At 62.8% G+C, this 25356-nt stretch carries 22 protein-coding genes; 8 read left to right on the top strand and 14 right to left on the bottom strand.

The window, feature by feature from the left end; translation table 11 throughout:
- The first annotated feature begins 107 nt into the window (after positions 1 to 107).
- Positions 108 to 1730, top strand: a complete 1623-nt coding sequence (locus tag WH91_RS09610) for an ATP-binding response regulator (protein ID WP_158409547.1) — start codon at positions 108 to 110, stop codon at positions 1728 to 1730.
- A gap of 194 nt (positions 1731 to 1924) precedes the next feature.
- On the opposite strand, the gene WH91_RS09615 is transcribed toward WH91_RS09610, so the two are convergent.
- Together WH91_RS09615 and WH91_RS09620 are read right to left on the bottom strand one after the other, a co-directional pair.
- Positions 1925 to 2599 (bottom strand): nucleoside/nucleotide kinase family protein, encoded by a 675-nt coding sequence (locus WH91_RS09615; RefSeq protein ID WP_046170767.1) that lies wholly within the window; start codon positions 2597 to 2599, stop codon positions 1925 to 1927.
- Positions 2599 to 2898: a DUF6460 domain-containing protein gene (locus WH91_RS09620; protein ID WP_046170768.1), complete on the bottom strand. Its 300-nt coding sequence runs from the start codon at positions 2896 to 2898 to the stop codon at positions 2599 to 2601. The genes WH91_RS09615 and WH91_RS09620 overlap by 1 nt, the downstream gene beginning before the upstream one ends.
- Before the next feature lie 291 nt (positions 2899 to 3189).
- On the opposite strand from WH91_RS09620, the gene WH91_RS09625 reads away from it, so the two are divergent.
- Together WH91_RS09625 and pdeM are read left to right on the top strand one after the other, a co-directional pair.
- On the top strand, positions 3190 to 5676 hold the full coding sequence (locus WH91_RS09625) for a ligase-associated DNA damage response DEXH box helicase (protein WP_082102086.1): 2487 nt from the start codon (positions 3190 to 3192) through the stop codon (positions 5674 to 5676).
- Positions 5657 to 6364 (top strand): ligase-associated DNA damage response endonuclease PdeM, encoded by a 708-nt coding sequence (pdeM, locus tag WH91_RS09630; RefSeq protein WP_052952715.1) that lies wholly within the window; start codon positions 5657 to 5659, stop codon positions 6362 to 6364. Before WH91_RS09625 ends, pdeM begins: the two co-directional genes overlap by 20 nt.
- On the opposite strand, the gene WH91_RS09635 is transcribed toward pdeM, so the two are convergent.
- The 3 genes from WH91_RS09635 to WH91_RS09645 form a co-directional block, all read right to left on the bottom strand.
- On the bottom strand, positions 6361 to 7119 hold the full coding sequence (locus tag WH91_RS09635) for a TIGR02186 family protein (protein WP_046170769.1): 759 nt from the start codon (positions 7117 to 7119) through the stop codon (positions 6361 to 6363). The two genes, pdeM and WH91_RS09635, sit on opposite strands and share 4 nt — an antisense overlap.
- Positions 7116 to 8042, bottom strand: a complete 927-nt coding sequence (locus tag WH91_RS09640; RefSeq protein ID WP_046170770.1) for a sulfite exporter TauE/SafE family protein — start codon at positions 8040 to 8042, stop codon at positions 7116 to 7118. The genes WH91_RS09635 and WH91_RS09640 overlap by 4 nt, the downstream gene beginning before the upstream one ends.
- 142 nt (positions 8043 to 8184) lie before the next feature.
- Positions 8185 to 11772 carry an SEL1-like repeat protein gene (locus tag WH91_RS09645; RefSeq protein ID WP_046170771.1) on the bottom strand — a complete coding sequence of 1196 codons (3588 nt, stop codon included), beginning with the start codon at positions 11770 to 11772 and terminating at the stop codon, positions 8185 to 8187.
- A 210-nt stretch (positions 11773 to 11982) separates the two neighbouring features.
- On the opposite strand from WH91_RS09645, the gene WH91_RS09650 reads away from it, so the two are divergent.
- Complete coding sequence (locus WH91_RS09650) at positions 11983 to 12654, top strand: response regulator (protein WP_046170772.1); 672 nt, start codon at positions 11983 to 11985, stop codon at positions 12652 to 12654.
- Here WH91_RS09650 and WH91_RS09655 read toward each other — a convergent pair.
- On the bottom strand, positions 12651 to 13763 hold the full coding sequence (locus WH91_RS09655; RefSeq protein ID WP_074797289.1) for a quinone-dependent dihydroorotate dehydrogenase: 1113 nt from the start codon (positions 13761 to 13763) through the stop codon (positions 12651 to 12653). The genes WH91_RS09650 and WH91_RS09655 overlap by 4 nt on opposite strands.
- Positions 13760 to 14116 carry a DUF952 domain-containing protein gene (locus tag WH91_RS09660; RefSeq protein ID WP_046170773.1) on the bottom strand — a complete coding sequence of 119 codons (357 nt, stop codon included), beginning with the start codon at positions 14114 to 14116 and terminating at the stop codon, positions 13760 to 13762. The genes WH91_RS09655 and WH91_RS09660 overlap by 4 nt, the downstream gene beginning before the upstream one ends.
- Positions 14117 to 14244: 128 nt before the next feature.
- Here WH91_RS09660 and WH91_RS09665 point away from each other — a divergent pair, with 128 nt between their 5' ends.
- Together WH91_RS09665 and aac(6') are read left to right on the top strand one after the other, a co-directional pair.
- A complete protein-coding gene (locus tag WH91_RS09665) occupies positions 14245 to 14886 on the top strand; it encodes a S24 family peptidase (RefSeq protein WP_046170774.1) in 642 nt (213 codons plus the stop codon).
- A 14-nt stretch (positions 14887 to 14900) separates the two neighbouring features.
- Entirely contained in the window at positions 14901 to 15332 is a 432-nt protein-coding gene (aac(6'), locus tag WH91_RS09670) for an aminoglycoside 6'-N-acetyltransferase (RefSeq protein ID WP_046170886.1), read from the top strand.
- Here aac(6') and WH91_RS09675 read toward each other — a convergent pair.
- A complete protein-coding gene (locus WH91_RS09675; protein WP_046170775.1) occupies positions 15329 to 16939 on the bottom strand; it encodes a lysine--tRNA ligase in 1611 nt (536 codons plus the stop codon). The genes aac(6') and WH91_RS09675 overlap by 4 nt on opposite strands.
- A 135-nt stretch (positions 16940 to 17074) precedes the next feature.
- On the opposite strand from WH91_RS09675, the gene WH91_RS09680 reads away from it, so the two are divergent.
- Positions 17075 to 17494 (top strand): tellurite resistance TerB family protein, encoded by a 420-nt coding sequence (locus WH91_RS09680; RefSeq protein ID WP_046170776.1) that lies wholly within the window; start codon positions 17075 to 17077, stop codon positions 17492 to 17494.
- Between the two features lie 47 nt (positions 17495 to 17541).
- Here WH91_RS09680 and WH91_RS09685 read toward each other — a convergent pair whose 3' ends face one another.
- Positions 17542 to 18345 (bottom strand): transporter substrate-binding domain-containing protein, encoded by an 804-nt coding sequence (locus tag WH91_RS09685; RefSeq protein ID WP_158409548.1) that lies wholly within the window; start codon positions 18343 to 18345, stop codon positions 17542 to 17544.
- A 191-nt stretch (positions 18346 to 18536) separates the two neighbouring features.
- Positions 18537 to 19745 carry an O-succinylhomoserine sulfhydrylase gene (gene metZ / locus WH91_RS09690; protein WP_046170888.1) on the bottom strand — a complete coding sequence of 403 codons (1209 nt, stop codon included), beginning with the start codon at positions 19743 to 19745 and terminating at the stop codon, positions 18537 to 18539.
- A 216-nt stretch (positions 19746 to 19961) separates the two neighbouring features.
- Here metZ and WH91_RS09695 point away from each other — a divergent pair, with 216 nt between their 5' ends.
- A complete protein-coding gene (locus WH91_RS09695) occupies positions 19962 to 21074 on the top strand; it encodes a 2'-deoxycytidine 5'-triphosphate deaminase (protein WP_046170777.1) in 1113 nt (370 codons plus the stop codon).
- Here the strand turns inward: WH91_RS09695 and WH91_RS09700 are convergent.
- From WH91_RS09700 to WH91_RS09715, 4 genes are all read right to left on the bottom strand, one after another.
- A complete protein-coding gene (locus WH91_RS09700; protein ID WP_046170778.1) occupies positions 21071 to 22804 on the bottom strand; it encodes a hypothetical protein in 1734 nt (577 codons plus the stop codon). The two genes, WH91_RS09695 and WH91_RS09700, sit on opposite strands and share 4 nt — an antisense overlap.
- Positions 22801 to 23931: a protein-glutamate methylesterase/protein-glutamine glutaminase gene (locus tag WH91_RS09705; RefSeq protein WP_046170779.1), complete on the bottom strand. Its 1131-nt coding sequence runs from the start codon at positions 23929 to 23931 to the stop codon at positions 22801 to 22803. Before WH91_RS09705 ends, WH91_RS09700 begins: the two co-directional genes overlap by 4 nt.
- Positions 23932 to 23941: 10 nt before the next feature.
- Entirely contained in the window at positions 23942 to 24817 is an 876-nt protein-coding gene (locus tag WH91_RS09710; RefSeq protein ID WP_046170780.1) for a CheR family methyltransferase, read from the bottom strand.
- Between the two features lie 67 nt (positions 24818 to 24884).
- Positions 24885 to 25346: a chemotaxis protein CheW gene (locus WH91_RS09715; protein ID WP_046170781.1), complete on the bottom strand. Its 462-nt coding sequence runs from the start codon at positions 25344 to 25346 to the stop codon at positions 24885 to 24887.
- Between the last annotated feature and the right edge of the window lie 10 nt (positions 25347 to 25356).

A 25356-nucleotide genomic window follows, 5' to 3' on the forward strand; every position in this document is an offset into this window, starting at 1 on the left:
AAAACCTTACCCGGAAGGCAATTGCAATGGGCCGAGAGTCGGTCTTGCGCAGCTTTGTCGCGGGGCCGATAGTCCCGGCGCCACCCCAAGGGAGCAGGATGCCCGAAATGCCCGCGCCAACGCCTGACGTCGCCGCCAACCTGTGGCAGGCGATCGACCATATCCCCCAGGGTATTGCGGTGTTCGATGCCGGCTTGCGCCTCGTCACGTCCAACAGCCGCTACAACGTGATGCTGGCTTTGCCTGACGAGCTAATCAAGCGCGGTACGCCGCTGTTCGATATCGCCCTGTTCCTCGGCGATCGCGGCGATTTTGGCCCCGGCGATGCGGCCCGGCTGGCCATCGAGCGCATCAACATTCTAACCGCCGCACCCACCACCGTGACCCAACGGCTCGGCAATGCCGGACAAACACTGGAATTTCATTCGAGCCGGTTGCCCGATGGTGGACTGGTGATCAGTTTTTCCGATGTGACGGCCCGCGTGCGAGCCGAGAAAGCGCTGGAGGGCGTCAACCAGTCGCTGGAAGAGCGGGTGCAGGAGCGCACCGCCGCATTGACCCGGGTCAATGCCGAGCTGGAAAGCGCTCGCGCCAAGGCCGATGCCGCCAATCACGACAAGACGCGGTTTCTCGCAGCCGCCAGCCACGACCTGCTGCAGCCGCTCAATGCCGCACGGCTCTATACATCAACACTGATCGAGCGTGCGAAATCGACCGGATTGGCTGATTTGGCCAATTCCATCGAAGCCTCGCTCACCGCCGTCGAGGACATCATGGGCGCGCTGCTCGACATTTCCCGCATCGACAGCGGCGCGCTGAAACCCATTCCGGGGCCGGTGGCTGGGCGTGATATTCTCAAGAAGATCGAGGTGGAATTCGGCCCGATGGCGCGCGAGCGCAATATTTCGCTGCGCATCGTCGCCACCGATGCGACGGTGATGGTGGACCGGGCGCTGGTGGGTCGCATCGTTCAGAACCTTGTCTCCAACGCCATCAAATATACCGCGCCGGGCGGTAAGGTGCTGGTCGGCCTGCGCAAACGCGGCAACCGCATGCGGCTCGATGTGATCGATACCGGCATCGGCTTCAACAAGGACCAGCACCGCCTGTTGTTCGCCGAGTTTTCCCGTCTGGAACGCGGCGCCCGCATGGCGCAGGGCCTTGGTCTCGGCCTGTCCATCGTGCAACGGCTGGTGACAGCGCTAGGCCTGACGCTGGAACTGGATAGCCACGAGGGCCGCGGTTCGCGTTTTTCGCTGTTCCTGCCGGCGACACGAGGCATTCGCGCCGCGGCCGAAACCAACGTGGCGCAGCCGGAAATCAGCTTTGGCATGCAGGGGCTGAAAATCCTCTGCGTCGATAATGAAGCGGCCATCATCGAGGCGATGGAGGGCCTGTTGCGGCACTGGGGCTGCGATGTGCGCAGCGCGCTATCGCTCAAGCAGATCGACCGCGAACGGCTGCTCGAAGGCTGGTATCCTGACCTGGTGCTGATGGACTATCATCTCGACCAGACCTCGGGCCTCGATGCCATCGAATGGCTACGGCACAATCTGGGCGGTCACCTGCCGGCAGCGCTGGTGACCGCCGATCGCAGCCCGGCGGTGCGGGCGCTGGCCGAGGAGCGCGGGATAGCTGTGGTCACCAAGCCGGTGAAACCTGCAGCTTTGCGGGCGGCGATTAGTGGACTGGCGAACCAGAGTCGAAGCCCTGCGAAGCGGGTGGGATAAAGAGCAGGACGAATGGGTACTGCTAGGGAGCCTCTGTGCCTCCCATCACCCCACCCTCATTCCCTCCCCATTCAGGGAGGGAGGCGCAGGTACGACCGTCCGTGTTCATCGTCTCCCTCCCCCTTGTGGGGAGGGATCAAGGGTGGGGGTGGTTTGGCCCCAATTTTCAGACGGCTCGGCAGCGGATATTCTTCCTACCCAAACACATCCATTGAAATCACCACATCCGCCCGATCCTGCGACAAACACACCAGATCATAATTCGGCAGATCATTGCGCTCGATATGCGCGCGATTACGTTCCTCGGTGAACAGCCCTTCCTCACCATGCCGCTTCATCAGTCGCGCCTGCACCACGTCGCGGGGCACGTCGATGAACACGCTATAATCCAGGAGCGGCTTCACCCCGGCCCAGGGGCCCTCGGTCAGCAGCAGGTAGTTGCCCTCGACGATCAGGATGCGCGCTTCGGGCTGCACGGTGAAGGCATTCTCGACCGTATCCTCGATCTTACGCGAATAGCCGGGACCGCTGACTGGGCCGGTGGCGAGTTTCAGATGATGCAAGAAGCTGACGAAATCGGCGCCCTCGAAGGTATGTGGCGCGCCTTTATAGTCCACCTGCCCCATGGCTTCGAGCTTGGCGTGCTTCATATGAAAGCCATCCATCGGCACCAGCGCGGCAATGCCCGGATGGGTAGTATCGAGCGTCGTGACCAATTCGGCGGCGAGTGTCGACTTGCCGGTACCCGGACCACCAGCGAGGCCGATGGCGATGCGCTGGCCATGCGCCTTGCTGGCGAGGTCGAGGATATGCGGCACCAGCCGCGACAGGGCCTGTTGTGGCGTCAGCTTGAGCTGGACGGGAGCCATCAGCGTGCCTTGGCGAGCCGGATCAGAAACCAGATCGGCACCACCAGAACCGCGCCGGTCAGGATATAGGCCCCGATATTGCGGAACACGCCAAAGCCGTCGCGCATTGCATCACGGAACAGATTGATGGCGCCATCGACCACATCCAGCGGACGCACGCCGAACACGCTCATCAGGAAGCCAACCACCAGCGACAATAACAACAGGCGGACAATGACGCCGCCGGGGCTGCCGCCAAAAAACCGCTCGATGCCGCTGCGGCGGCGCGGCGTGGTTTCGCTGGGATATTGATCGCTCATCAGTGTTCTCCGCCGCCCTGTCGTGAAGTTGGGTGATCATATAGGCTGTTTTATGATTTGCAGAAGATGTGAGTTGCCTAGTTTGTGGTCTGCCGGAATGCTGCAGTGCTTCCAGCGGTTCCAGTTGTTTACGGCGCCAGTTTTCATCCCTCCCTCCCTCTTGAGGGGAGGGCCTGGGAGGGGGTCGCTTCGTGCACCACTGACCGACCCCCACCCTCATTCCCTCCCCTCAAGGGGGAGGGAAGCGAAGGAGCCGAACCGCTGTGGCCAATCGGCAAACTGGGTCCACCCGTGACTACCCTCCCCCGCGTCATCACCGACTGGTTCGCCCGCAAGGGGTGGGCGCCTCGACAGCATCAGCTCGACGTGCTGGAAAGCTGGCAGGCCGGGGCTTCGGCGCTGCTGATCGCCCCAACGGGCGCGGGTAAGACGCTGGCGGGCTTTCTCCCGACGCTGGTCGATCTCGCGGATGGCAAGTTCGAAGGCCTGCATACGCTCTATATTTCCCCACTCAAGGCGCTGGCGGTGGATGTGCAGCGCAACCTCAATGCGCCGATTTTCGAGATGGGCCTGAAGATCAGCGCCGAGACCCGCACTGGCGATACCCCTGCCAGCAAACGTGCGCGGCAGCGGGCGAAGCCGCCGCATATCCTGCTGACGACGCCGGAACAGCTAGCGCTGCTGATCAGTCATCCGCATGCCGAGCTGTTCTTCGGCTCCCTCAAGCGGATCGTGCTGGACGAATTGCATGCGCTGGTGACGTCGAAGCGTGGCGAGTTGCTGTCGCTGGCGCTGGCACGGATCGCCAAGCTAGCGCCGGGCCTGCAGATCACCGCGCTGAGTGCCACGGTGGCGCGGCCGGACCTGATGCGGGACTGGATCGCCCAGCCAGTGCCGGGGCGGGAAACCCATTTGCTGACATCGTCGGGCGGGGCGCCGCCGGTGCTGGAAATCCTCGAAACTCAGCAGCGCCTGCCGTGGGCCGGGCATTCGGCCAATTATGCCCATCAAGACCTCTATGAGGTGATCAAGCAGCACAAGACGACGCTGCTGTTCGTCAACACGAGATCACAGGCCGAAATGCTGTTCCAGGGTCTGTGGGCGGTCAATGACGACATGCTGCCGATCGCTTTGCACCATGGCTCGCTCTCGGTGGAGCAGCGGCGCAAGGTCGAGAATGCCATGGTGTCGGGACAGCTCAAGGCTGTGGTCTGCACTTCGACGCTCGATCTCGGCATCGACTGGGGCGATGTCGACCTCGTGGTGCAGGTCGGGGCGCCCAAGGGGTCCTCGCGCATGCTGCAGCGCATCGGTCGCGCCAATCACCGGCTCGATGAGCCGTCCAAAGCGATGCTGGTGCCGTCCAATCGGTTCGAGGTGCTGGAATGCGAGGCGGCGCTTGAGGCGGTCGCCGAGAACCACCAGGATAGCGAAGACCCGGTCAATGGTGGCTATGACGTGCTGGCGCAGCATGTGCTGGGCATGGCCTGCGCGGCGCCGTTTGCCGCCGATGACCTCTATGACGAAGTACGGCTCGCATGGCCCTATCGCGACCTGCCGCGCAAACAGTTCGACAGGGTGGTGGAATTGGTTGCCACCGGTGGTTATGCGCTACAGGCTTATGAGCGCTATGCGCGGCTGAAGCTGACCGAGAAAGGGCTGTGGCGCGTCGCCAATCCCCAGGTGGCACAACAATACCGGCTCAATATCGGCACCATCATCGAGGAGCCGATGGTGCGGGTGCGGCTGATCCGAACGCGGGGGCTCAAGAAGGGCGTGCAGAGCCCGGTGGGCGCTGGCGGGCGCGTGCTGGGCGAAATGGAAGAGTATTTCTTCGGCACGCTGCTGGTCGGCGACACCTTCATTTTCGGCGGTGAGATCGTCGCTTTCGAGGGCCTCAAGGACAATGAGGCGTATGTGTCGCGCGCACAGTCGGCCAATCCGAAAATCCCGAGCTATATGGGCGGGCGGTTTCCGCTCTCGACTTACCTCGCCGACCGGGTGCGGCTGATCCTCGACAGTCCCGACGATTGGGGCAAGCTGCCCGATCAGGTCAGCGACTGGCTGCGATTGCAACGCGACGTCTCGGTGCTGCCCAAGCGCGATAGCCTGTTGGTCGAGACGTTTCCGCGCGGCACGCTGAACTACATGGTCTGCTACCCGTTCGAGGGCCGGCTGGCGCACCAGACGCTGGGCATGCTGCTGACCAGGCGGCTGGAGCGGTCCCGCGCGCGGCCGCTGGGTTTTGTGGCGTCGGAATATACGCTGGCCATCTGGGGGCTGGGCGATCTGTCGGGGCTGATCCGCACTGCTCGGCTGTCGCTGGACGAGTTGTTTTCCGAGGACATGCTGGGCGACGATCTGGAGGACTGGCTCGACGAGTCAGCGCTGATGAAGCGGACCTTCCGCAACTGCGCCATCATCTCGGGGCTGATCGAGCGACGGCATCCGGGCAAGGAAAAAACCGGGCGGCAGATCACCATGTCGTCGGACCTGATCTATGACGTGTTGTATCAGCACGAGCCGGACCACATCCTGATCCAGGCGACGCGCCGTGATGCGGCGCGCGGGCTGCTCGATATCGAGCGCCTCGGCGACATGCTGCGCCGCATTCGCAGCCACATCGTGCATAAGCCGCTGCAGCGCGTTTCACCTCTAGCCGTTCCCATCCTGCTCGATATCGGTCGCGAGCCGATTTTTGGCGAAGGCCGCGAATCTGCTATGTCGGACGCTGCCGATGAATTGATGCGGGAAGCTCTTGGGTCAGACCCTATATAAAGCCGAGATCACGGAGACGCCGATCCTGCGCTTTGCCGGAAACAATTTCGAACCCCTGCCCTCGGGAGGCCTCTACTGGCACGCCCAGCAGACGCTGCTGGTCGCCGACCTGCATTTCGAAAAGATGGCGAGTTTTGCGCGGCGCGGCCAGATGCTGCCGCCCTACGATACCGGCCTGACCCTGGCGCGGCTCGAAGCCGACCTGCGGCGCACCGGGGCCAAGCGCATGGTGTCACTCGGTGACAGTTTTCACCGCGCCGATGCTAGCAGTCTGCTCACCAATTCGGACCGTATGCGGCTCGATACGCTAACGGATCTGGTCGAGTGCATCTGGCTCTCGGGCAACCATGATCCAGCGCCACACTCCATCGGCGGCACCTGCCTGCCCGACCTTATGCTCGACGGATTGATACTAACGCACGAGCCAAAGCGTGGCGCAACCGGCCTGATGGCCGGACATCTGCACCCCGCGGCGCATATCCATATCGAGGGGCGCTCGACCCGTCGGCCGTGTTTCGTGCACGACAATCGCCTGCTGATCTTGCCGGCCTACGGCGCCTCGACAGGCTCGATCAATATCCTGTCGCCAGCCTTTGTCGGGCTGTTCCACTGGCCCGCGCTGGAGGTCACCATGCTGGGCAAAGACCGGACTTACCCGGTCAGCACCAAGCGGCTGGTGCGAGGCTAGCGCTTGAAAAGTACGCCGCCGAACCAGCCGGTGACCAGCGCAAGAAGCACACAAACCAAGCCGTAAAGCAGCGGCTGCTGGGTCGACGAGAGGGCGAGGAAGCGCTCGAAACCTATTTTGCGCACCGCGAATCCCTCCGATCGGCGGGCGATTATGGCGCCGTGCTTGAATACATAGGTCAGCGCGATATAGGGACCGGGCGGCGCATTGCTGGGCAGGGTCAGGCGTGCCGAATAGAAGGTGTCGGACAGGAAGTTGACGCCGTTTTCCTGCACCCCGAATAGCCCCTGCTCGGTCATCAAACGCACCAGTTGCTGGCCATAGACCGCGCTGCGCCACCAGTCGTCGGTGTTGACGACCAGCGTGTGGGATTCAGGCAGGATGTAGTTGGTGGTGAGCGTCGTGATGTCCGTGATCTCGCTCAACCGGCCGCTGGACAGCACGTGGAAGTAGCTGGGAAAGTTCTTGAACTCCAGCTGCCCGGTATTGCTCCAGATGCCGAAATTGTTGGTCATTTGCCGCGCGATGCGGTTTTGGGTCGGGCCGAGGACGACGACCACGACCTGGAACGGCCCGGTGATCGCTTCAGCCGAGCCGACGTCGGGCACGATGGTGCCAAAGAAATTCATCCGCTCGCCATCAAAGCTCGAGGTGATCTCGACGCTGTCGTTGGAGACCTGCGAAATAAGACGCGCCGCCTGGGCAGGCGCCAGCAGGCCAGCCACAAACAGCAGGAGCAGAACGAGTCGCTTCACCGCATGCCTCCCACCACTGCCATGGAAAACAGGTCGCTCGGAGTGATGACCAGCGACAGGCCGAAGCGAATGGCCACGGCCAGAACCAGCAATGCCAGAAGCCCACGCAATTGTTCACCACGCAGGTATTTGCCGGCTGACGCACCGAACTGTGCACCCGCCGTGCCGCCGACCATCAGGCAGAAAGCCAGCAAGATATCCACGCTCTGGCTCTGCACCGCGTGCAGAACGGTGGTCGCTGCCATCATCGCCACCACCTGCGCCAGCGAGGTGCCAATCACCACATTGCCCGGCACGCGCAGTAGATAAACCAGCGCTGGCACCATGATAAAGCCGCCGCCGATGCCGAGCAGCGAGCCAACAAAGCCGATGAAAAGGCCGATCACCAGCACCGGCAGCACGCTGATATAGAGGCGCGATTTCTTGAACCGCACCCGCATCGGCAGGCCGTGGATCCAGTTATGCTGGTTGGGGAGGCGCTCGCGGACCACGATGCCTTTGCGCTGCTTGAGGATCGCTCGGGAGCTTTCGACCAGCATCAGTGTGCCGACCGAGCCGAGCAGGATCAGGAAGCCGAGGGAAATGACCAGATCAAGCTGGCCGGCATCGCGCAGCAGCGCAAACACCGCGACACCGCCAAAGGCCCCCAACACGCCAGAAAGCACCAGATACATGGCGAGATGCAGATCGACGGCGCCGCGCCTGTAGTGTGCCAAGGCGCCGGAGGTCGATGCCGCCACGACCTGGCCGGTAACGGAAGCCACGGCCACAGGCACCGGCACGCCGGAGAAAATCAGCAGCGGCGTCAGCAGGAAACCACCACCCACGCCGAACAGACCCGACAAAAATCCGACTGCCCCTCCAATCCCCACGAGGAAAAAGAGGTTCACCGACATTTCAGCGATCGGCAGATAGATCTGCAAGACCGGACCCGTTCAAGACATTACTACGTCACACGACCATACAGGACCGTGCGTCAACAATAGGTCAAAGGCTCCGCCTTGCGGCGGAACCTTCAATGGGGCTTAAGACGGCCCGGAGTCGGTGTCAAACGACAGTTCAATGTCAGACCGGCTGACTGCCCAGAACCGCCAGAAGACGCGGATTGATGGCGCCGGTTTCGGTCATGCCGGTGCCGCGCTCAAAGGCCTTGATGGCAACGGCGGTCTTGGGACCGGCAACACCGTCGGCGGTACCGACATCGAAGCCGAGCTTGTTGAGCACCAGTTGCACCTTGGAAACGACGTCCCGCGTGGTGATTACCTGGCCCGGATCGAAGGTCTTCGACCAGGTGCCAAGCGGTGCGAAGTTAACGGCCAGATCGAGCGGCTCGGATTTCCAGGCACCGACTTCTGTATTGATCGTGCTGACCTGCTCGGCATTGAGCGACTTTGCCATGTCGTCGCGCGCCTGGGCCGCGTCCTTGTCGCCATTGCGGGCGGCCAGGGAGAACCACTTGTAGGACTGGGCAAAGTCCTGCTCGACGCCGAGACCGCGGGCATAAAGCATGCCGAGGTTGAATTGGCTGTCGGTCATGCCCTTGGCGGCAGCCTGGGCAAACCACTCGGCGGCGGTTTCGAACTGCTGCTCGCCGAGCAGGCCACCCGCGTAGAGCGCGGCCAGGTTGTGCATGGCCATGCGGTTGCCGGCTTCGGCCGCACGCTGGTACCAGAGCTTGGCGACTTCGATGTCTTTTTCGACACCCTGTCCCGCCTCATAGAGATTGCCGAGACGATATTGCGCGGGAACAAAACCCTGCGCCGCCGCACGTTCGTACCATTTGCCCGCTTCGGCATAGTCCTGGGTAACAGCGCGGCCTTCGGTGTAGATGGCGCCCACTTCGAACTGGGCCCGGGCATCGCCATTGGCCGCGGCCTGGCGCAGATCGAGCGGACCAACGGCTTCCGCGGGCAGTTCAAACGTCTGCGGTTCGGTGCTGGCTGGAATGCTGGCGACGACGTCCTGCGCGGTTTCGGCTGGCGCATCAAGCGGCACGATTTCGGCCGAGCCACCGGTTGAGGCCAGCAAGGTCGACGGCATCGGCGAGATATCGGACTTGGTAAAAGTCCTCCCTGCATTGGAATTGATTGAGCCGGTGGGGGTGCCATCGATCATGTCGATGACGCGCGGCTCGGGGCGGACTAGCGATATGTCGCCGGCTGTCGGGTCGGCAGCGGGAGCAATTTCCACTTGCGGCGCGGCTTGCGGTTCAGGCGCGTCGCTGTTCATGCGCTGGATCAGCAGATTGAGCGCCAGCATCGAAACGGCGATCAGCGTCGCAGCCAGCAGCAGCGGGCGGCGATGACGGGTGAGGAAGCTCTGCTGTTCGAGCGGCGCATCGGCTTCGCCATCGCCAAAAGTCGGCGCGACGGCAGACGCAACGATCGGCTTTTCCTTCTTTTGCTTGACCGGCTTGGAGGCCTTTGCCGGCTTTTCCGCCGTGGACGGCGCAGCGATGTCGGCAGCTTCCAGGCTGGGAGCGGCAGCGGGTTGAGACGGCATGACGCGCGACAAGGCGCGGCTGATCAGTGAATTGCTGGTGGCACCAGTAGCCGTGCTGGTCTCCTGACGGGCACGCTGGGCACGGCGCGCGGCAGCAACGAAAGTGCTGGTGCTGCTGGCATTGGTCGGAGAATCAACCGCGGGAACGGCCGCGGCCGAAGGAGCGGTAAAAGGATCGCTTTCCACCTTGGCAAAGCTGGACTGCGGGCGCGGCGGGCGCTCGACCATGCTCGGATCAAATGCGGGCGTCTCTGCAGCGTCGGGCGGTGCGACAGGCTGTTGTGCAACAGGCGGGCGCGAAGTAACGCCGACCTTGGCCTCAAGCGCCGAACGCACTGGGCCTTGATCCTTAAAGCCGGGATCGACCAGCGGTGCGTCATCGCCCGGATTGGCCGGCATGATGTCGCTCTTGGCCGCCGAACGCGGACCGGAGAGAGCCGACAGCATGGCGTCGAAACGGTCATTGACCATATCGTCTTCGCGAGCGGTCGCCTTGACGAATGCGTCTGCGGGAGACGGCGTCTGTGGCGCTGGAGCGGCGGCGCGTGGGGCGGCGAAGGGCGTCGGTGCGGGGCGTTCAGCCTGTTCGGCGAGCGTCGCTTCCAGGCGCGCCAGTCGCTCGGCCGTGTCCCTGCCAGCAGTGTTGAACAAAGCCGACATGCGCTTTTCGATCTGGCCCATGCTTTCTTCGCTGAGGCCACCCGAAGCGGCGGGTTCAGCGGAGCGGGCAAAGGCCTCGGAAGTGCGCTCGGCAACCATATCGGCAAGCGTTTCGTAGTCAGGCGTCTTGCCGGCCGATTTGATCAGACCGGTGAGACGGTCCTCGATGCTCTTGAGGCTATCTGCACCAAACATGGCGACCGGAGCCGGCGCCTTGCGGCTAATGGCATCGCTGGTGCGCTCGGCAACCAGGGTTGCCATGGCTTCGAGACCGACCGGATCGGACTGGCTGGAGGAATAGAGCTTGGCCAGTCCATTGAGCTGAGTGCCGGTCTCGTCCATGCGGGTCATCAGCAGCTTGAGCTGGCTTTCGACCTGGCCGGTATCGGCGGGCATGCGATCGGACAAAGCTTCAATCTGGCTTTCGATGCGCAGAAAGCGCGGCTCCATGCCGGCCAAGACAGCGTCGCGCAGCGAAGCGATATCCTGCTTGAGGCCGGTCACGTCGCCATTGGAATTATCGAAGCCACCGATGCGGGCGGCAAGCGCATCGACCTTGGCCACCAGCCTGCCGGGCGCGACGTCGCTGTCCTTCATCACTTGGGTGAAGGCAGCCATTTCGGCGGTCAACCGCTCGAAGTCGCCCGAAGATAGCGTGACATTGCGCTCGATGGAATCGATGCGGTCATAGACGTTGCGCACGCTTGCCTCGATGGCAATCATCGCCGGAGCGATGGTATCGGGCGACTTGGCCTTGCGATCTTCGCGTGCAATCTCGCGCTCCATCTGCTGGGCTTGCAGTTCGGCCAGCTTGCCAACGGTGGCGGAGACGTCGTCAAGGCGACGGTTGAGCGTCGAATGATCAACCTTAGGGCCGCTTTCGATCAGGGCGGCGAGCGCACCGATCTGCGATTCGAGCCGCTTGACCTGGCCGGTCTCGCCGACGGCACCAGCCAGCAATTCAACGACGTGGGTTAGTTGCTCGATCTGGCTAGCGACTTCGCTGACGCTGCCATTGTTGGCGCGCTGCGTCTTCAGTTCGCCCTCAAGGCGCTCAAGACGGCCCGACAGGCCCGAGACCAGCGAGGTGAGTTCACGGAATTCGGGCTGATCGCTGGCGCGACTGCCCAGGGCTGCCGCGGACCCGGACATCTGGCGACCGCGGATTTCGGCAATGGCATTGCTCAGCGCGTCGCGCTGTTCGTGGTCATGAGCGTCGTCGCGCTCGCTAAAGCGATCAACGGCGCGCTTTACGGTGCGCAAGGCTTCACGGCGGCGCACTGACGGTTCCGGAACGACGACTTGGTCGCGCAGATTGCGAATACGACGCGAGATGCCGGTCAGTGCAGGCTCGGCTTGCTCGGCATCGGCATAGCGGCCCTCGACATGATCGAGCAGGGCCACGAGTTCGCCACGCAGCGCCTGCCACTCACCGGGATGGGGCTCCTGTGCCAGATCGGACAGGTCTGGATTTGGGTAGGCGCGGGCCATGTTCTAGTCCCTGTCATAAAGCGACGACCCTTCGCGATTCAACACGAAGGCGTGGCGCTTACTCTTGGTAAAACATGGTAAAGATCAGGTTAAGTGCTGCCGCAATGTGCAGCTACCCGCACCGGCAAGGCGGCTCTGGTGGACGAAAGACGTGGTCGACTCAAGTCCCCGGATTGGTCATAGACTAGGTCAAGAGGAGCTTGCTGTGCCATGACCCGCCGCCGCATCATTATTGTCGACGATCATCCGCTGTTCCGCGCAGCCCTGCGGCAGACCCTGTCAGGCGGCGATGCCACCGTAACGGTGGAAGAGGCGGGCGATCTCAATGGTTTAAGCGCAGCGCTCGATGCCGATCGCGATTGCGACCTGGTGCTGCTGGACCTCAACATGCCGGGAGTGCGCGGCTTCTCGGGCCTGCTGCTGCTGCGGGCGCAATATCCCGATATTCCGGTGATGATCATCTCGGCGGTCGAGGACAATACGGTGGTGCGCCGGGCGTTCGAACTGGGCGCGGCGGGCTATCTTCACAAATCCGTCGGTCCGACAGAAATTCGGCGCGCCATCGAAACAGTGCTCTCGGGCGAGGTATTCGTACCCGAGGGGACTATGCTCGGTGCCGATGATGGCCACACCGCACTGATGCGTCGCCTGTCGACACTGACGCCACAGCAGGTGCGCGTGTTGATGATGCTCAGCGACGGGCTGATGAACAAGCAAATCGCCTATGAGCTGACGATTTCGGAAGCCACGGTGAAGGCACACGTGTCGGCAATTTTGCAGAAGCTGGACGTGGATAGCCGCACGCAGGCGGTGATCGCCGCGGCGCGGATCGAGGATGGGCAGTTCGAAGCTTTGTTCTCAACGGGAGCCGAGAAGGCCTAGTTCAACCGCGCTCTGCCTGCTGCCCAATCATCCACCTGGGTGCCTACGATTTCGGAAATATTGGTCTTGCCTTCGGCGCGAACGGCAGCGACGAGCCCTCGCTTGAGCTGATCGAGCATGTCGAGGCCGCCGAAGACCATGGCCGAATAGAGCTGGATGGCATTGGCGCCAGCCTGGACCTTTGCCAAGGCCGATTGCGGCGAGTGAATACCGCCAACGCCAATGATTGGCAGTGCGCCGACCCGTTGGCGCGTCTGGGCCAGGCGCCGGGTCGAGAGATCGAACAGCGGTTTACCGGAAAGACCGCCGGTTTCCGAGGCATTTTCGAGCCCTGCCACCGCATCGCGGGCGATGGTGGTGTTGGAGACGATTAGGCCATCGAGGTCGGTGGCCAGCACGACAGCCGCAAGGGCGTCGAGTGCGGCTTCATCAAGGTCAGGCGCGATCTTGAGGAAGACCGGGACGCGGGTCTTGGCCTTTGCCCGAGCAGCAAGCACCTCGCCGAGCAGGCGGCGCAGCGCTTCATCGGCTTGCAGGTTGCGCAGTCCGGGCGTGTTGGGCGATGAGACGTTGACCGTCAGGTAATCGGCCAGGTCGGCGAAGCGTCGCACGCCGAGCACATAATCGAGGACGAAATCATCGCTGTCCTTGTTGGCGCCGATATTGACGCCCAGCGCCGCCGGAATGCGCTGACCCTTGAGGCGCGCAAAGGCCGCGTCATGGCCCTCATTGTTAAAGCCCATGCGGTTGATGACGCCTTCGGCGCTGCCGATGCGGAACAGGCGCGGCCTGGGATTGCCGGCCTGCGGACGCGGCGTGACCGTGCCAATTTCCACCATGCCGAAGCCCATCAGCGCCAGCGGGCGCGGCACTTCGGCATTTTTGTCGAAGCCGGCTGCCATGCCGATGGGATTGGTCAGGTCGAGGCCACAGAGCGTAGTGCGCAGTTCGGCGCCGTCAGGATGGCTTTGCTCGGGTGCAAGGCCAAGTCGCAGCGCTGTGATGGTGGCGCCGTGGGCGGTTTCCGCATCCATCTTGAGCAGGGCTTCACGCGTCAGGCCTGACAAGGCCGGAATGCGCAGCAATGGCGACAAGGCAGAAAAGATCATCGAACGGCCTCGGGCAGCGTGCAGGAGCCGTCGGTCGCGACGCTGAGCGGCGCCTCCCAGGCGATGGAACTGGTCGGAAGCGAGCCACCATAGAGATGGGGAAACAGCGCGCCACCGCGGGATGGCTCCCAGACAAGCGCATCACCCAGATCGGCGGTGCGGATTGCCAGCAAGACCAGATCGTCCTGACCCGCGAAGTGGAGCCGCAGCGTTTCGCGCAGCTGGTCAGCGGTCGAGAAATGCAAGTATCTGTCGGCGGCATCGATGGGCATGCCAGCGAAATGGGAGGCATTCCGGGCCGGCGCGAAAGTGGCTTCGGCAGCGATCTTGTAGACGAATTCTGTGGTGCTCATGCGCGCGAACCTAATGGGGCCGAGAACCGCCTGCAAGCTGGCGACGGGGCTTTACAACCGAAAGAGACAAGCTTAAGAATAGGACTTAATTCCGTATATAAGATATATTTCCTCGTCCGGGTTCTGCCATGCTGTCACACCGAGCTGTTTGGGATGGGATCGACGCGCTTGCGCGCCGGCATGGTCTTTCAGTGTCAGCGCTCGCTAAGCTGGCCGGCCTCGACGCGACGGCGTTCAACGTATCCAAGCGGATCAGCAAGGACGGCCGGGAGCGCTGGCCATCCACTGAGAGCATTGCCAAGGTCCTCGAAGCCACCAGCGAGAGCTTTGATGTGTTCATTGCCGGCACGGGTGCCTATCTGCAATCGAATGACAATCAGCCCAGTCGCAGCGTCCCGCTGTTGGGCCTCGCGCAGGCGGGTACCGGTGGTTTTTTTGACAGCGCTGGCTTCCCCGCAGGTCAAGGCTGGGACGAAATCGCCCTGCCCGCGCCCGGTGAAGGCGGCATCTATGCGCTTGAGGTACAGGGCGACTCCATGGAGCCGCTGTATCGCGAAGGCGACCGCATCGTGGTTTCACCCACCGAGCAGGTGCGCCGCGGCGACCGCGTCGTGGTCAAGACCAACGACGGCGAGGTCATGGCCAAGATCCTGCATCGCCAGACCGGCAAGCAGATCGAACTGCACTCGATCAACCTGGCCTATCCACCCCGCATCCTCGACCTCGCCGACGTCGAATGGGTGGCGCGGATCATCTGGGCGAGCCAATGATCACCATCGCCGCCATGGCTATCGTGGATGTAGATGACTTTGCCGCCCTGCGGCATGCCCTGTGGCCCAATGACAGCGTCGCCGAACACCGAGAAGAACTGGTCAAGGCCTTGGCAGCACCGGCACGCTGCATCAACCTGATCGCCAGGTGGCAGGGTGGAACTGCCGCGGGCTTCGCTGAGGCCAGCATCCGCCACGACTACGTAAATGGCTGCCACACGTCCCCAGTAGGTTTCCTCGAAGGCATTTATGTCGACCCGCACTATCGTCGAGCAGGGGTAGCCAGCCAACTGGTTCTGGCGGTCGAGGATTGGGTACGGCGGAACAACTGCACGGAGCTGGCATCCGATGCTGCTCTCGACAACGATCAGAGCCACGGAATGCACGATGCGCTCGGCTTTATCGAGACCCAGCGCGTGGTTTATTTCCGCAAGGCATTGCTCTAGCTAAGCAGTTTTCCCGCCAGCGCGGTTGCGATCAGCTTGCGGGTCTCGGCCACGCCGAACAGGGCGATGAAGGAGCCGAAGCGGGGCCCCTGGTCTTCGCCGAGCAGGACTTGGTAGATGGCCTGGAACCACTCGCGCAGCGGCACGAAACCATGCCCATTGCCGATGGCATAGACGACATCCTGCAAGGCTTTGCCATCAGTCGAGCCTTCATAGTCGGCCAACTGGTCGTGCAGGTCCTGCAGGGCAAACCGCTCTTTCTCGGTGGCCGCGCGATAGACCTTGGCGGGCTTTACCTTGTCGTTGAAGTAACGCACCGCATAGCCGGCCAGCCGGTCGATCTCGGGATGGGTCTGGGCCGTGGCGCCCTTGAAGTAGCGCGAGATGAAGCCCCAGAGCACCTTAGTGTCTTCCGCATTGGCTGTCGCCACGAGATTGAGCAGCAGTGCGAAACTGAACGGCATGTCGGGGTTTGGTACAGCGCCGTAGTGGACGTGGAACACCGGGTTTTCGAGCCGGGCCGCGACGTCTTGGGTCTGATAGGCCTCGATGAAGCTGTAATATTCATCCACCGCGCGCGGAATGACGTCGAAGTGCAGGCGCTTGGCGGTGCGCGGCTTCTGGAACATGTAGAGCCCAAGGCTCTCGTTGCCGGCATAGGTCAGCCATTCATCGATGGTCAGGCCATTGCCCTTGGACTTGGAAATCTTCTGGCCCTCGCTGTCGAGGAACAGTTCATAGACATAATGCTCGGGCGCCTTGCCACCGAGGATTTCACAAATCTTGTCGTAGATCGGTGCGTTGGTCTGGTGGTCCTTGCCGAACATCTCGAAATCGACCCCGAGGGCTGCCCAGCGCATGCCGAAATCGGGCTTCCACTGCATCTTCACATGGCCACCGGTGACCGGCACGGTGGTGTCGCGGCCATCTTCGTCGGCAAAGGTGATCGTGCCGTCCTTGGCGTTCACTTCCTTCATCGGCACGTAGAGCACGCGGCCGGAAATCGGCGAAATCGGCAGGAAGGGCGAATATGTCGCCTGACGCTCGGCGCCGAGCGAGGGCAGCATTACCTTCATGATGTCGTCGTAGCGCTCGGCAGCGCGCATCAGCACGGCGTCGAACTTGCCCGACTTGTAATAATCAGTGGCGCTGATGAATTCGTAGTCGAAGCCGAAGGTATCGAGGAAGCCGCGCAGCATGGCGTTGTTGTGGTCGCCAAAGCTTGGATACTCATTGGTCCAGGGATCGGGCACCGAGGTCAGCGGCTTTTGCAGATGCGGCTCCATGGCCTCCTTGGAGGGCACGTTTTCCGGGATCTTGCGCATACCATCAAGATCATCGGAGAAGCAGATCAACCGCGTCGGAATCTGGTCGCGGGTCAGCAGGCGAAAGGCCGTACGCACCATGGTGGTGCGCGCCACTTCGCCGAAAGTGCCGATATGAGGCAGGCCGGACGGGCCATAACCGGTCTCGAACAGCGCCTCTTGCTTGCCGGACTTTTCCAGCCGCTTGACCAGTTTGCGCGCCTCTTCAAACGGCCAAGCGCGGGCAGTCTGGGCAGCGTCGAAAAAAGCTGGGTCGAGAACGGGTAAAGGTGCGGACGACAAGGGTGCAAGCCTTTCGGAAACGGGAGTGCGGTGTGTTGCATCCCCCAAGCCCTGCGTCAACTTTTTGCCGACGCGCTTGCCAAGGCGCCATAGCGCGCCTAGCTATCGGGGCACAGCCAGAACGGGAAATGCCTGATGCCCAATTCCGCCCATGACGCCCTGATCCACCTGATGATCCTCGCCGCCTCGTCCGACAGTAGCATGACGGAAAAGGAATTGGTGCGCATCCAGGCGCTGATCGGCCGGCTGCCAGTGTTCGAGGGCTTCGATGGCAATCGCTTTGCCGCGGTGGCCAATAGCTGTGCCGACAAGCTCAATGGCGCCGGCGGACTGGACCAGGTGATGGACGACGCCATCGCGGCCTTGCCCAAGAAGCTGCAGGATACCGCCTATGCCGTGGCGGTCGAGATCACCTCGGTCGATCTGCATCTTGAGCAGGAGGAACTGCGCTTCCTCGAACTGCTGCGCGACAAGCTCGATCTTGATCGCCTGACTACCGCCGCCATCGAAACGGCAGCGCGGGCGCGGCATCGTAGGATGCCTGCATCTGCTTAGGCGCGCGTTCGAAGCACCAACTGGCCGCCGCTTTTCCTCAACGCGCTTTAGTAGAACCCCACTGGGAACCAGCGCAGGTAAAGCTCGTCCAGCGCGCCATTGTCCTTGAGGCGTACCAGAGCCCAGTCGATGGCGTGGCGAATGGCGTCCTTGCCTGCGGGTACGGCGACGGCCAGGCCTTCCCCGAACAGTTGCGGGCGAAAATAGGGATCGCCGGCAAAGCCGCAGCAATCGAGATTTTCGTTAAGCCAGAACGAGGCGCGCATGGCGTCCCCGAAGAAGCTGTCGGCGTCGCCATCGCGCATGGCTACCAGGCCTTCGATTTCGCTATCGAACGGCACGATGCTCGCTTCAGGCAGGTAGCGCTTGAGAAAGGTCTCATGCGTGCTGCCGCCGCGTACGGCGACTTTCTTGCCGGTGAGCGTGCTGGCGTCGAAAATGCCGATATCAGGCGCGCGGGTGACGAAGCGACCGGGCAAGGCCAGGTAGGTCGAGGAAAAATCAAAGCTTGCCCCGGTTTCGTCCGACATGGCCAGCCCGGCGATCAGCGCATCGCCCTGGCTGTCGCTGAGGGCATTGGTAGCCTGTTCCCACGGCCAGGCCTGGATGGTGCAGGCGACATTGACCTCGGCGCAGATACGCTTGGCCAGATCGACATTGAAGCCGATTAACTCGCCGCTGCTGTCGCGGAAGTTGAAGGGCGGGAAATCGGCGGTGGTCAGGAACCGGATCGCCGGCACCGCATTGGCGCTCGGCAGCACTTCGCGGGCGCTTGGATCGGAGTGGTAGGGGAGCGTCTGGGCGAAGGCAGGTGTGGCCAGGAGCAGTGCCAACGTCGCTACTTGGAGCAAGACCAGACCCCCACCATTGATCCTTTTCGCCTCAGATCGCTCCACTGGAGCGATCTGACCTTCGGTACGGCTCGAAGCCCACAAGGGGGAGGGAGACCATGAACACTGAGGGCTGCGCTTGCGCCGCCCTCCCCTGAATGGGGAGGGACCGAGGGTGGGGTGATGGTTGGGCAATATGCTTATGGGGAGCCTCAAACCTGATCTAGCCCAAACATCAGGTCGGCAATCAAATCATCGCTGGATTCCAGCCCAACCGATAGCCGCAGCAGGCCTGGGGTAACCCCCGTTTCCAAACGCGCTTCCTCGGTCAGGCGTGCGTGGGTGGTGGTACGCGGGTGGGTAATCAGCGACTTGGCATCGCCCAGATTGTTGGAAATCAGGATCACCGCCAGGCTGTCCGACAGGGTGAAGGCCGCTTCCTGGCTGCCCTTGAGTTCAATGGCCAGCAGCGTCGAGCCGCGCGTCATCTGGCGCTTGGCCAGCTCATATTGGGGATGACTTGGATGGTGCGGATAGATGATGCGGCTGACCTTGGAGTGCGAAGCCAGGGCCTCGGCGACCTTTTCGGCGCTGTCGGTCATCTGGCGGATGCGCAGCTCGTAGGTTTCCAGCCCCTTGAGCAGCACCCAGGCGTTGAAGGCGCTCAGCGTTGCGCCGGTCTGGCGCAGGAAGGTGTGGACCTCGCCTTCGATCAGCGCTTTTGAACCCAGCACGATGCCGCCAAGCACCCTGCCCTGCCCGTCGACATGCTTGGTGGCCGAATAGACGACCAGGTCGGCGCCGAGTTGCAGCGGCTTCTGGTAGAGGGCTGTCGAGAACACGTTGTCAACGATGAGCTTGGCGCCGTGGGCGTGGGCAATCTCGGCGACGGCCTTGATATCGACCAGTTCCAGCGTCGGATTGGTCGGGGTCTCGATGAACACGACCTTGGTATTTGGGCGCATGGCGCGGGCGAAATTCTGTGGATCGCGGCCATCGACCAGCGTCGATTCCACGCCGAAGCGCGGCGCGTAGTCTTCGACCACATAGCGGCAGCCACCGAACAGCGCCTTGGCAGCGACGATGTGATCACCCGCGCGCACCTGGCTCATGATCGCATTGGTCACCGCGGCCATGCCGGAGGCAAAGGCTCGGCCGGCTTCGGCGCCTTCGATCAGCGCCATGCGCTCCTGGAACATGTCGACGGTGGGGTTGGCGAAGCGGGAATAGTTGTGGGCGCCCGGTATCTTGCCCTGGAACAGCTCCTCGGCATGTTCGGAGCTCGGATAGGAATACCCCGAATTGAGGAAAATCGCCTCGCTGGTCTCGTTGAAGGGCGAGCGCTTGCCGCCACCATGCACCATCTGGGTCGCGGCGCCGAGCTTGGTGGGATCGAGGAGAGGGTTGTTATCGCGGGACATGAGCAAGGCCTTCAAACAAAAAACCGGCACGCGTGTGGCGGCCGGTTCCATAACGGTCTTTAGCATTTGTTTTTACGAGTTCATGTCGAATGACCTCGTAGTGGCTGCAAGCGACCGGCCAAATCACCACTGGACTGTGATCTAAAGCCAATTGCCAGTTGGCGTCAATTGCCGAGATTGGTAGGGAACACCAGCACAGCCAGGAAACACGACAGCATGGACAAGCAACAGACCTGGCCGCAGGGCGTATTCCCGGCGCGGCTGATCGAGATGCTGCACAAGCAGGGCTCGATTCAAGCGAGCCGGCCGTTCGATGCCGACCAGGTGCAACCGGCCAGCCTCGACCTGCGATTGGGCGACGTGGCATTTCGGGTTCGCTCCAGCTTCCTGCCCGGCCCGAGCCATTCGGTGTCCGAGCGCATCGAAGCGTTGAAGCTGCACGAGATTGACTTGAGCAACGGCGCCGTGCTGGAGCGCGGCTGCGTATACCTCGTGCCGCTGCAGGAAAGCCTCGACCTGCCCGACGCGGTCAGTGCTTCGGCCAATCCCAAGAGTTCGACCGGGCGATTGGACGTTTTTACCCGCGTTATCGGTGATCGGGCGCGCGGCTTCGATCAGATGCCGTACGGCTACAAGGGTCCGCTTTATCTCGAAGTCAGCCCCCGCACCTTCCCGATCCTCGTGCGCACCGGTTCGCGGCTCAGCCAGATGCGGTTCCGCTCCGGCGACAACCGGCTGACAGTTGCCGAGCATCAGGCGCTGCATGCAAGCGACACACTGGTGTTCAAGAACGACGTGCCGGTCGGCGAAGGCGTAGCGCTGTCGATCGACCTCAAAGGCCTTGGACGCGACGGGTTGATCGGCTTTCGTTCGCGGCGCCATACGGCCGTGGTGGACGTGGACAAGAAGGCGACGCTCGACGTGCTCGACTTCTGGGACCCGCTGTTCAATCGCGGGCGTGAGGAGCTGATCCTCGATCCCGACGAATTTTATATTCTGGTCAGCGACGAGGCAGTGCATGTACCGCCTACACATGCAGCCGAAATGGTGCCGTTCGATCCGCTGGTGGGCGAATTCCGCGTACATTATGCGGGCTTTTTCGATCCCGGCTTTGGCCACTCACCGGCTGGCGGCACGGGCAGCCGCGCCGTGCTCGAAGTACGCAGCCGCGAAGTGCCGTTCCTGCTCGGCCATGGCCAGACTATTGGCCGCCTGATCTATGAACGGCTCGCCGAAGCCCCGGACCGGCTGTATGGCTCGGCGCTCGGCTCGAACTATCAGGCGCAGACCCTGAAGCTGTCCAAGCACTTTAAGCCCTATACTGGCTAGAAGAAGATATCGTCGGCCTCTTCAGTCGCTTCCGCGGCAATTGGAGCCGATAGATCGGCGCCGAAGATCTTCTCGTGGATGCGGCGCTCGGCGTCCATTGTATAGCGCTTGCGATGCGCGGCCAGCAGGTCCGCCACCTCGCCCGTCGGCTTGGCTGAGCTATGCTCGGGGCATTCGGCCGCCAGTTGCAGCTGCAGATCGCGCATGGTTTCGGCAATGTCGGTGAGGCCGCCAAAGGTTTGAGCGGCTGCGCCCAACAGGTTGATGACGCTGGGGCCATCTCGGTTGAGCGTGCCAAGGGCCTCGGCAAGCGACTTGTCGACACGTTGCAGCAGGACCAACGAGGCGCTGGCTTCCTGTTCGAGCTGGCCGACCCGGCCGGCCGTGTCGCCATTGGCGGCCGCGCCGAAGGACTGGGCAAGACCGGCTGCCTTGTGCAGACCGGTCATGGCGGCCTCGGCGGCAGCGACGGTTTCGCCGGTCAATTCGCGGAGCTGGCGGGCGATGACGTTGAGGGCTGCGCCGCGCGGCCCGAGCTGGGCGCATTTGACGGCGGCGTTGAGGCTGACGAGGCGCATGTTGGCCTCGATTTCCTGCACCGCTTCGACGTGGCTGAGCAGCACGCCAACGGTACCGAGCACAGCAGTGGCGACGACTTCCAGCTTGCCGCGTTCAACTTCGCAGTCGCGCAGCACCAGGGCTGCGTGGCGAACGGCGTCGCTCAGCGTGGCCAGCGAGGAGGTCTTGGCATCGCCCTTGCCGTAGACGGCGCGGCTCTGGCTCATGATGGCGCTGGCGTCGGCAGCCAGATCGCGCAGGGCGTCACCTGCCTCGGCCACGTCACTCTCGAACGCGTCGGCTGCAGAGGATAGTTGCGCCACCTGGAGGCCACCCATGGCAGCGCGGGCCATGACGGCATCGTCGGCGGTCATCAGCCTGGCTTCGATCTGGGCGCTCAGCGCTTCGATACCGCTCTCGACATGCTCGATGCGCTGGCGCGTCGCATCACCGACCTGCAAGGCCATGACGGCGCTGGCAATCCGCCCAAAAATTTGACGCGAAACGCGGCCGGTTTCGGCAGTGCTATCAACCGAGACGGCGCGCTGGCGGGCGAGATCGGCCAAAGCCTCATCCATGCCCTTGGCCAGCTCGACGAGCGTATCGGCATGGGCATTTTCGAATTGACCGCGCTGGCGAGCCGCCTGGCCCACCTCGTCGGTCAAGCGACGATAGGCGGCGGTGAAAGCCTGGATAGTCGAGGTGGCGCTTTCGGACAGCTTGGCGATGTCGGTGGTGAAGACGTCGAAGTCTTCACCATCACCGACGACGCTGGCCGCCACGACGCGGGCATTGATGGAGACGATGCCCATCATCTTGACGGTGCGGCGCAGCTCGGAAATCGGATGCGACGCAGCGGCGACGACCTCCACCAGGCGCCCTAGATCGGCCTGCTCGGTGGCAAACATTTCGGCAATGGTGCGGGCCTGCTCGCCGACATTGGCTAGGCGGCTGGAGGCTTCGAGGAGTTCAGGGCTCTGCAGTTCGGCAGGCAGGGCTTCGAAGACCTTGGTGACCTTGTTGAGCATGCCGGCGCCTTCGGACAGGCGCCCACCGACTGCAAGGAAGGTGGTCTCGATCTGCTCGCGCGGCTCGGCCAGCGCGACACCGAGGGCGCGAACGCTGGCCTCATTGCTATTGGCAGCGGGAAGGGAAACGGCGAGAGCGGTCATGAAGTTTGTCCCGTGCGAGGCGCGAGGCGTGCATATATTTCGATCTCGTGCGCTACCCGGTTGAGCGGCACGATCTTGACGGCGGCGCCGCGCTGAATGGCTTCCTTGGGCATGCCAAACACCACGCAGCTATCTTCGTCCTGTGCGATCGTGTGGCTGCCAGCCTGGCGCATTTCCAGCAGGCCACGAGCCCCGTCGTCGCCCATGCCGGTCAGGATGATGCCCATGGCATTGCGTCCGGCAACCTGTGATGCCGAGCGAAACATCACGTCCACCGAGGGGCGATGCCGCGAGACGTGCGGGCCTTCGACGATATTGACGGTGTAGCGGCTGCCGGCGCGATGGATCACCATGTGCTGGTTGCCGGGGGCGATCAGCGCGAGGCCAGGCCGCAGCACGTCGCCGTCTTCGGCTTCCTTGACCTCGATGGCGCACAGCGTGTTGAGACGCCGGGCGAAGGCGTTGGTGAACTTTTCCGGCATGTGCTGCACGATGACGATGGCCGGGCTGTTGGCCGGCAGCTTTTCCAGCACGTCGCGTAAAGCTTCGGTGCCGCCGGTCGAGGCGCCGATGCAGATGATCCGATCTGTCTCGGGGAGCTTTGCCTTGACCGAGGCGGCGCGCGATTCCGAAAACGGCGGCAGGATCGCGTCAGCGGTGAGCTTGGCCTCGACATTCATCGGCGGCGGCGGCGCCTTCTTCACGCCGCGGAATTTTGCATGGGCCGCAGCCTTGGCGGCGTCGCAGATGCGCATGCGGGATTCTTGCAAAAACGCGGTGGTATCGACGCGCGGCTTGGCCACCACATCGACAGCACCGGCTTCGAGCGCCTGCATCAGCGACTCCGAACCGGCTTCGGCAAGGCTTGAACAGATCACCACCGGAATGGGCCGCTGGCTCATGATCTTGCGCAGGAAGGTCAGCCCGTCCATGCGTGGCATCTCGATGTCGAGAAACATCACGTCGGGCACTTCCTGGCGGATGCGCTCGACCGCGACATAGGGGTCGGCGGCTGTCGCCATGACTTCGAGATCGGGATCGCTGGCGATGATCTCGCTCAGCGTCATGCGGACGGAAGCGCTGTCATCGACGATCAGGACGCGGATTTTGCGGCTGGTGCCTGGCATTGGAGAACTTTCAGGCCTTCTGGAATACGGCGGGCGCGACCTGACGCATGGTCACGGCAGTTCCGATCATGGACTCCGAATGCCCAAGAATAAGATAACCGCCGGGGCGCAAATGCTCGACTAGACGGAGGATGACCTTTTCCTGGTCGGCCTTGTCAAAATAGATCAGCACATTGCGCAGGAAGATGACGTCGATATCCCTGTCGAAGGGATAGGTCTTGTCCATCAGGTTGAGCCGCGCAAAACGCACCAGGCGACGCAATTCGGGCACGATGCGCACTTCGGCACGCGCGCCGGGCTTCCGGGCGTGCATCAGGTAGCGTTGCGCCTTGGCTGGCGGTACGGGCGCCAACAACTCGGTGGCATAGACGGCGCGTTCGCCCTGCTCCAGCACCGTGGTGGAAATGTCGGTGCCAAGGATGGCGAAGCGGAAATCATTGCGCTGCGCCATCAGGTCGGCCAGCACCATAGCCAGCGTGAAAGCCTCGGCGCCGGTCGAGCTGGCCGCGCTCCAGATTTTGAGCATCGGCTGGCGCTCGCCGCGCCGCAGTGCGATCAGGTCGGGGACCAGCTTTTGTTCGAGCAGGTCGAAATGCTCGGGCTCGCGGAAGAAGTCAGTTTTGTTGGTGGTGACGGCGTTGATCAGATGAGGCCGCTCGGCGCGCAGGCCGTCGGTCTGGAACAGATAGGCGCTGTAAGCATCAAGACTGGGCAGGCCAAGCGCGCGGACACGCTTGCGCAGGCGACCTTCGATCATCAGGCGCTTGCCGGGGGGCAGCTTGATGCCGACCTCGTCGCCGATCAGGTCGGCAATGCGCTTGAAATCGCGTGCCGAAAGATGGTCGTCGTCGGCACTCTCGATGCGGGCAACTGCAGAATTTGACATTGGGGGCAAGGGACGCTCTCCGGCCGATGGACGGCACGCGATCGCGGGGATCGCGTGCCGGTTGGGTTCAGGCAGCCTGGGTGATGGTCTCGACTTCGCCGAGCAAGCGCTCGAGATCGAGCACCGTCACGAAGCGGCCATTGCGACGGCCGAGGCCGGCAATGCAGTGGCCCGACCAGGCACCACCGACCGCCGGGGGTGGATCGAGGTCGTCCTCGTCGAGAATGGTCACCTCGAATACCCGGTCGGCGCGCAGACCGAGCCGCAGGTCGCCATTCTGGCCCGCAAGGGTCAAGACGATGATGCGGGTGTTCTCGTTGTCGGGTGCCGATGGCAGGCCGAGCGTCAGACGCAGATCGACCACCGGAATGCCCTGCCCGCGAACGTCGATCATGCCGAGCAGGGTGTCAGGCGCCTGGGGCAAACGGGCGATAGGCCGCATGTCCAGGATTTCCTGTACCTTTTCGACGGGCGCCGCGAACAGTTCATCGGCAACACCCAGGGTAACGTATTGGGCTCGTTCAGCCATGATCCGCTCC

The sequence above is a fragment of the Devosia psychrophila genome, from assembly GCF_000971275.1.
Taxonomy (GTDB): domain Bacteria; phylum Pseudomonadota; class Alphaproteobacteria; order Rhizobiales; family Devosiaceae; genus Devosia; species Devosia psychrophila.

What these genes read in the sequence shown, in the direction of transcription:
- WH91_RS09665 (WP_046170774.1), top strand. Translation starts at nt 14,245, where the DNA reads ATGCTGTCACACCGAGCTGTTTGGGATGGGATCGACGCGCTTGCGCGC.
- WH91_RS09655 (WP_074797289.1), bottom strand. Translation starts at nt 13,763, where the DNA reads ATGATCTTTTCTGCCTTGTCGCCATTGCTGCGCATTCCGGCCTTGTCA.
- WH91_RS09700 (WP_046170778.1), bottom strand. Translation starts at nt 22,804, where the DNA reads ATGACCGCTCTCGCCGTTTCCCTTCCCGCTGCCAATAGCAATGAGGCC.
- WH91_RS09650 (WP_046170772.1), top strand. Translation starts at nt 11,983, where the DNA reads ATGACCCGCCGCCGCATCATTATTGTCGACGATCATCCGCTGTTCCGC.
- WH91_RS09645 (WP_046170771.1), bottom strand. Translation starts at nt 11,772, where the DNA reads ATGGCCCGCGCCTACCCAAATCCAGACCTGTCCGATCTGGCACAGGAG.
- WH91_RS09715 (WP_046170781.1), bottom strand. Translation starts at nt 25,346, where the DNA reads ATGGCTGAACGAGCCCAATACGTTACCCTGGGTGTTGCCGATGAACTG.
- WH91_RS09610 (WP_158409547.1), top strand. Translation starts at nt 108, where the DNA reads ATGCCCGCGCCAACGCCTGACGTCGCCGCCAACCTGTGGCAGGCGATC.
- WH91_RS09615 (WP_046170767.1), bottom strand. Translation starts at nt 2,599, where the DNA reads ATGGCTCCCGTCCAGCTCAAGCTGACGCCACAACAGGCCCTGTCGCGG.
- metZ (WP_046170888.1), bottom strand. Translation starts at nt 19,745, where the DNA reads ATGTCCCGCGATAACAACCCTCTCCTCGATCCCACCAAGCTCGGCGCC.
- WH91_RS09680 (WP_046170776.1), top strand. Translation starts at nt 17,075, where the DNA reads ATGCCCAATTCCGCCCATGACGCCCTGATCCACCTGATGATCCTCGCC.
- WH91_RS09660 (WP_046170773.1), bottom strand. Translation starts at nt 14,116, where the DNA reads ATGAGCACCACAGAATTCGTCTACAAGATCGCTGCCGAAGCCACTTTC.
- WH91_RS09710 (WP_046170780.1), bottom strand. Translation starts at nt 24,817, where the DNA reads ATGTCAAATTCTGCAGTTGCCCGCATCGAGAGTGCCGACGACGACCAT.
- WH91_RS09620 (WP_046170768.1), bottom strand. Translation starts at nt 2,898, where the DNA reads ATGAGCGATCAATATCCCAGCGAAACCACGCCGCGCCGCCGCAGCGGC.
- WH91_RS09695 (WP_046170777.1), top strand. Translation starts at nt 19,962, where the DNA reads ATGGACAAGCAACAGACCTGGCCGCAGGGCGTATTCCCGGCGCGGCTG.
- WH91_RS09705 (WP_046170779.1), bottom strand. Translation starts at nt 23,931, where the DNA reads ATGCCAGGCACCAGCCGCAAAATCCGCGTCCTGATCGTCGATGACAGC.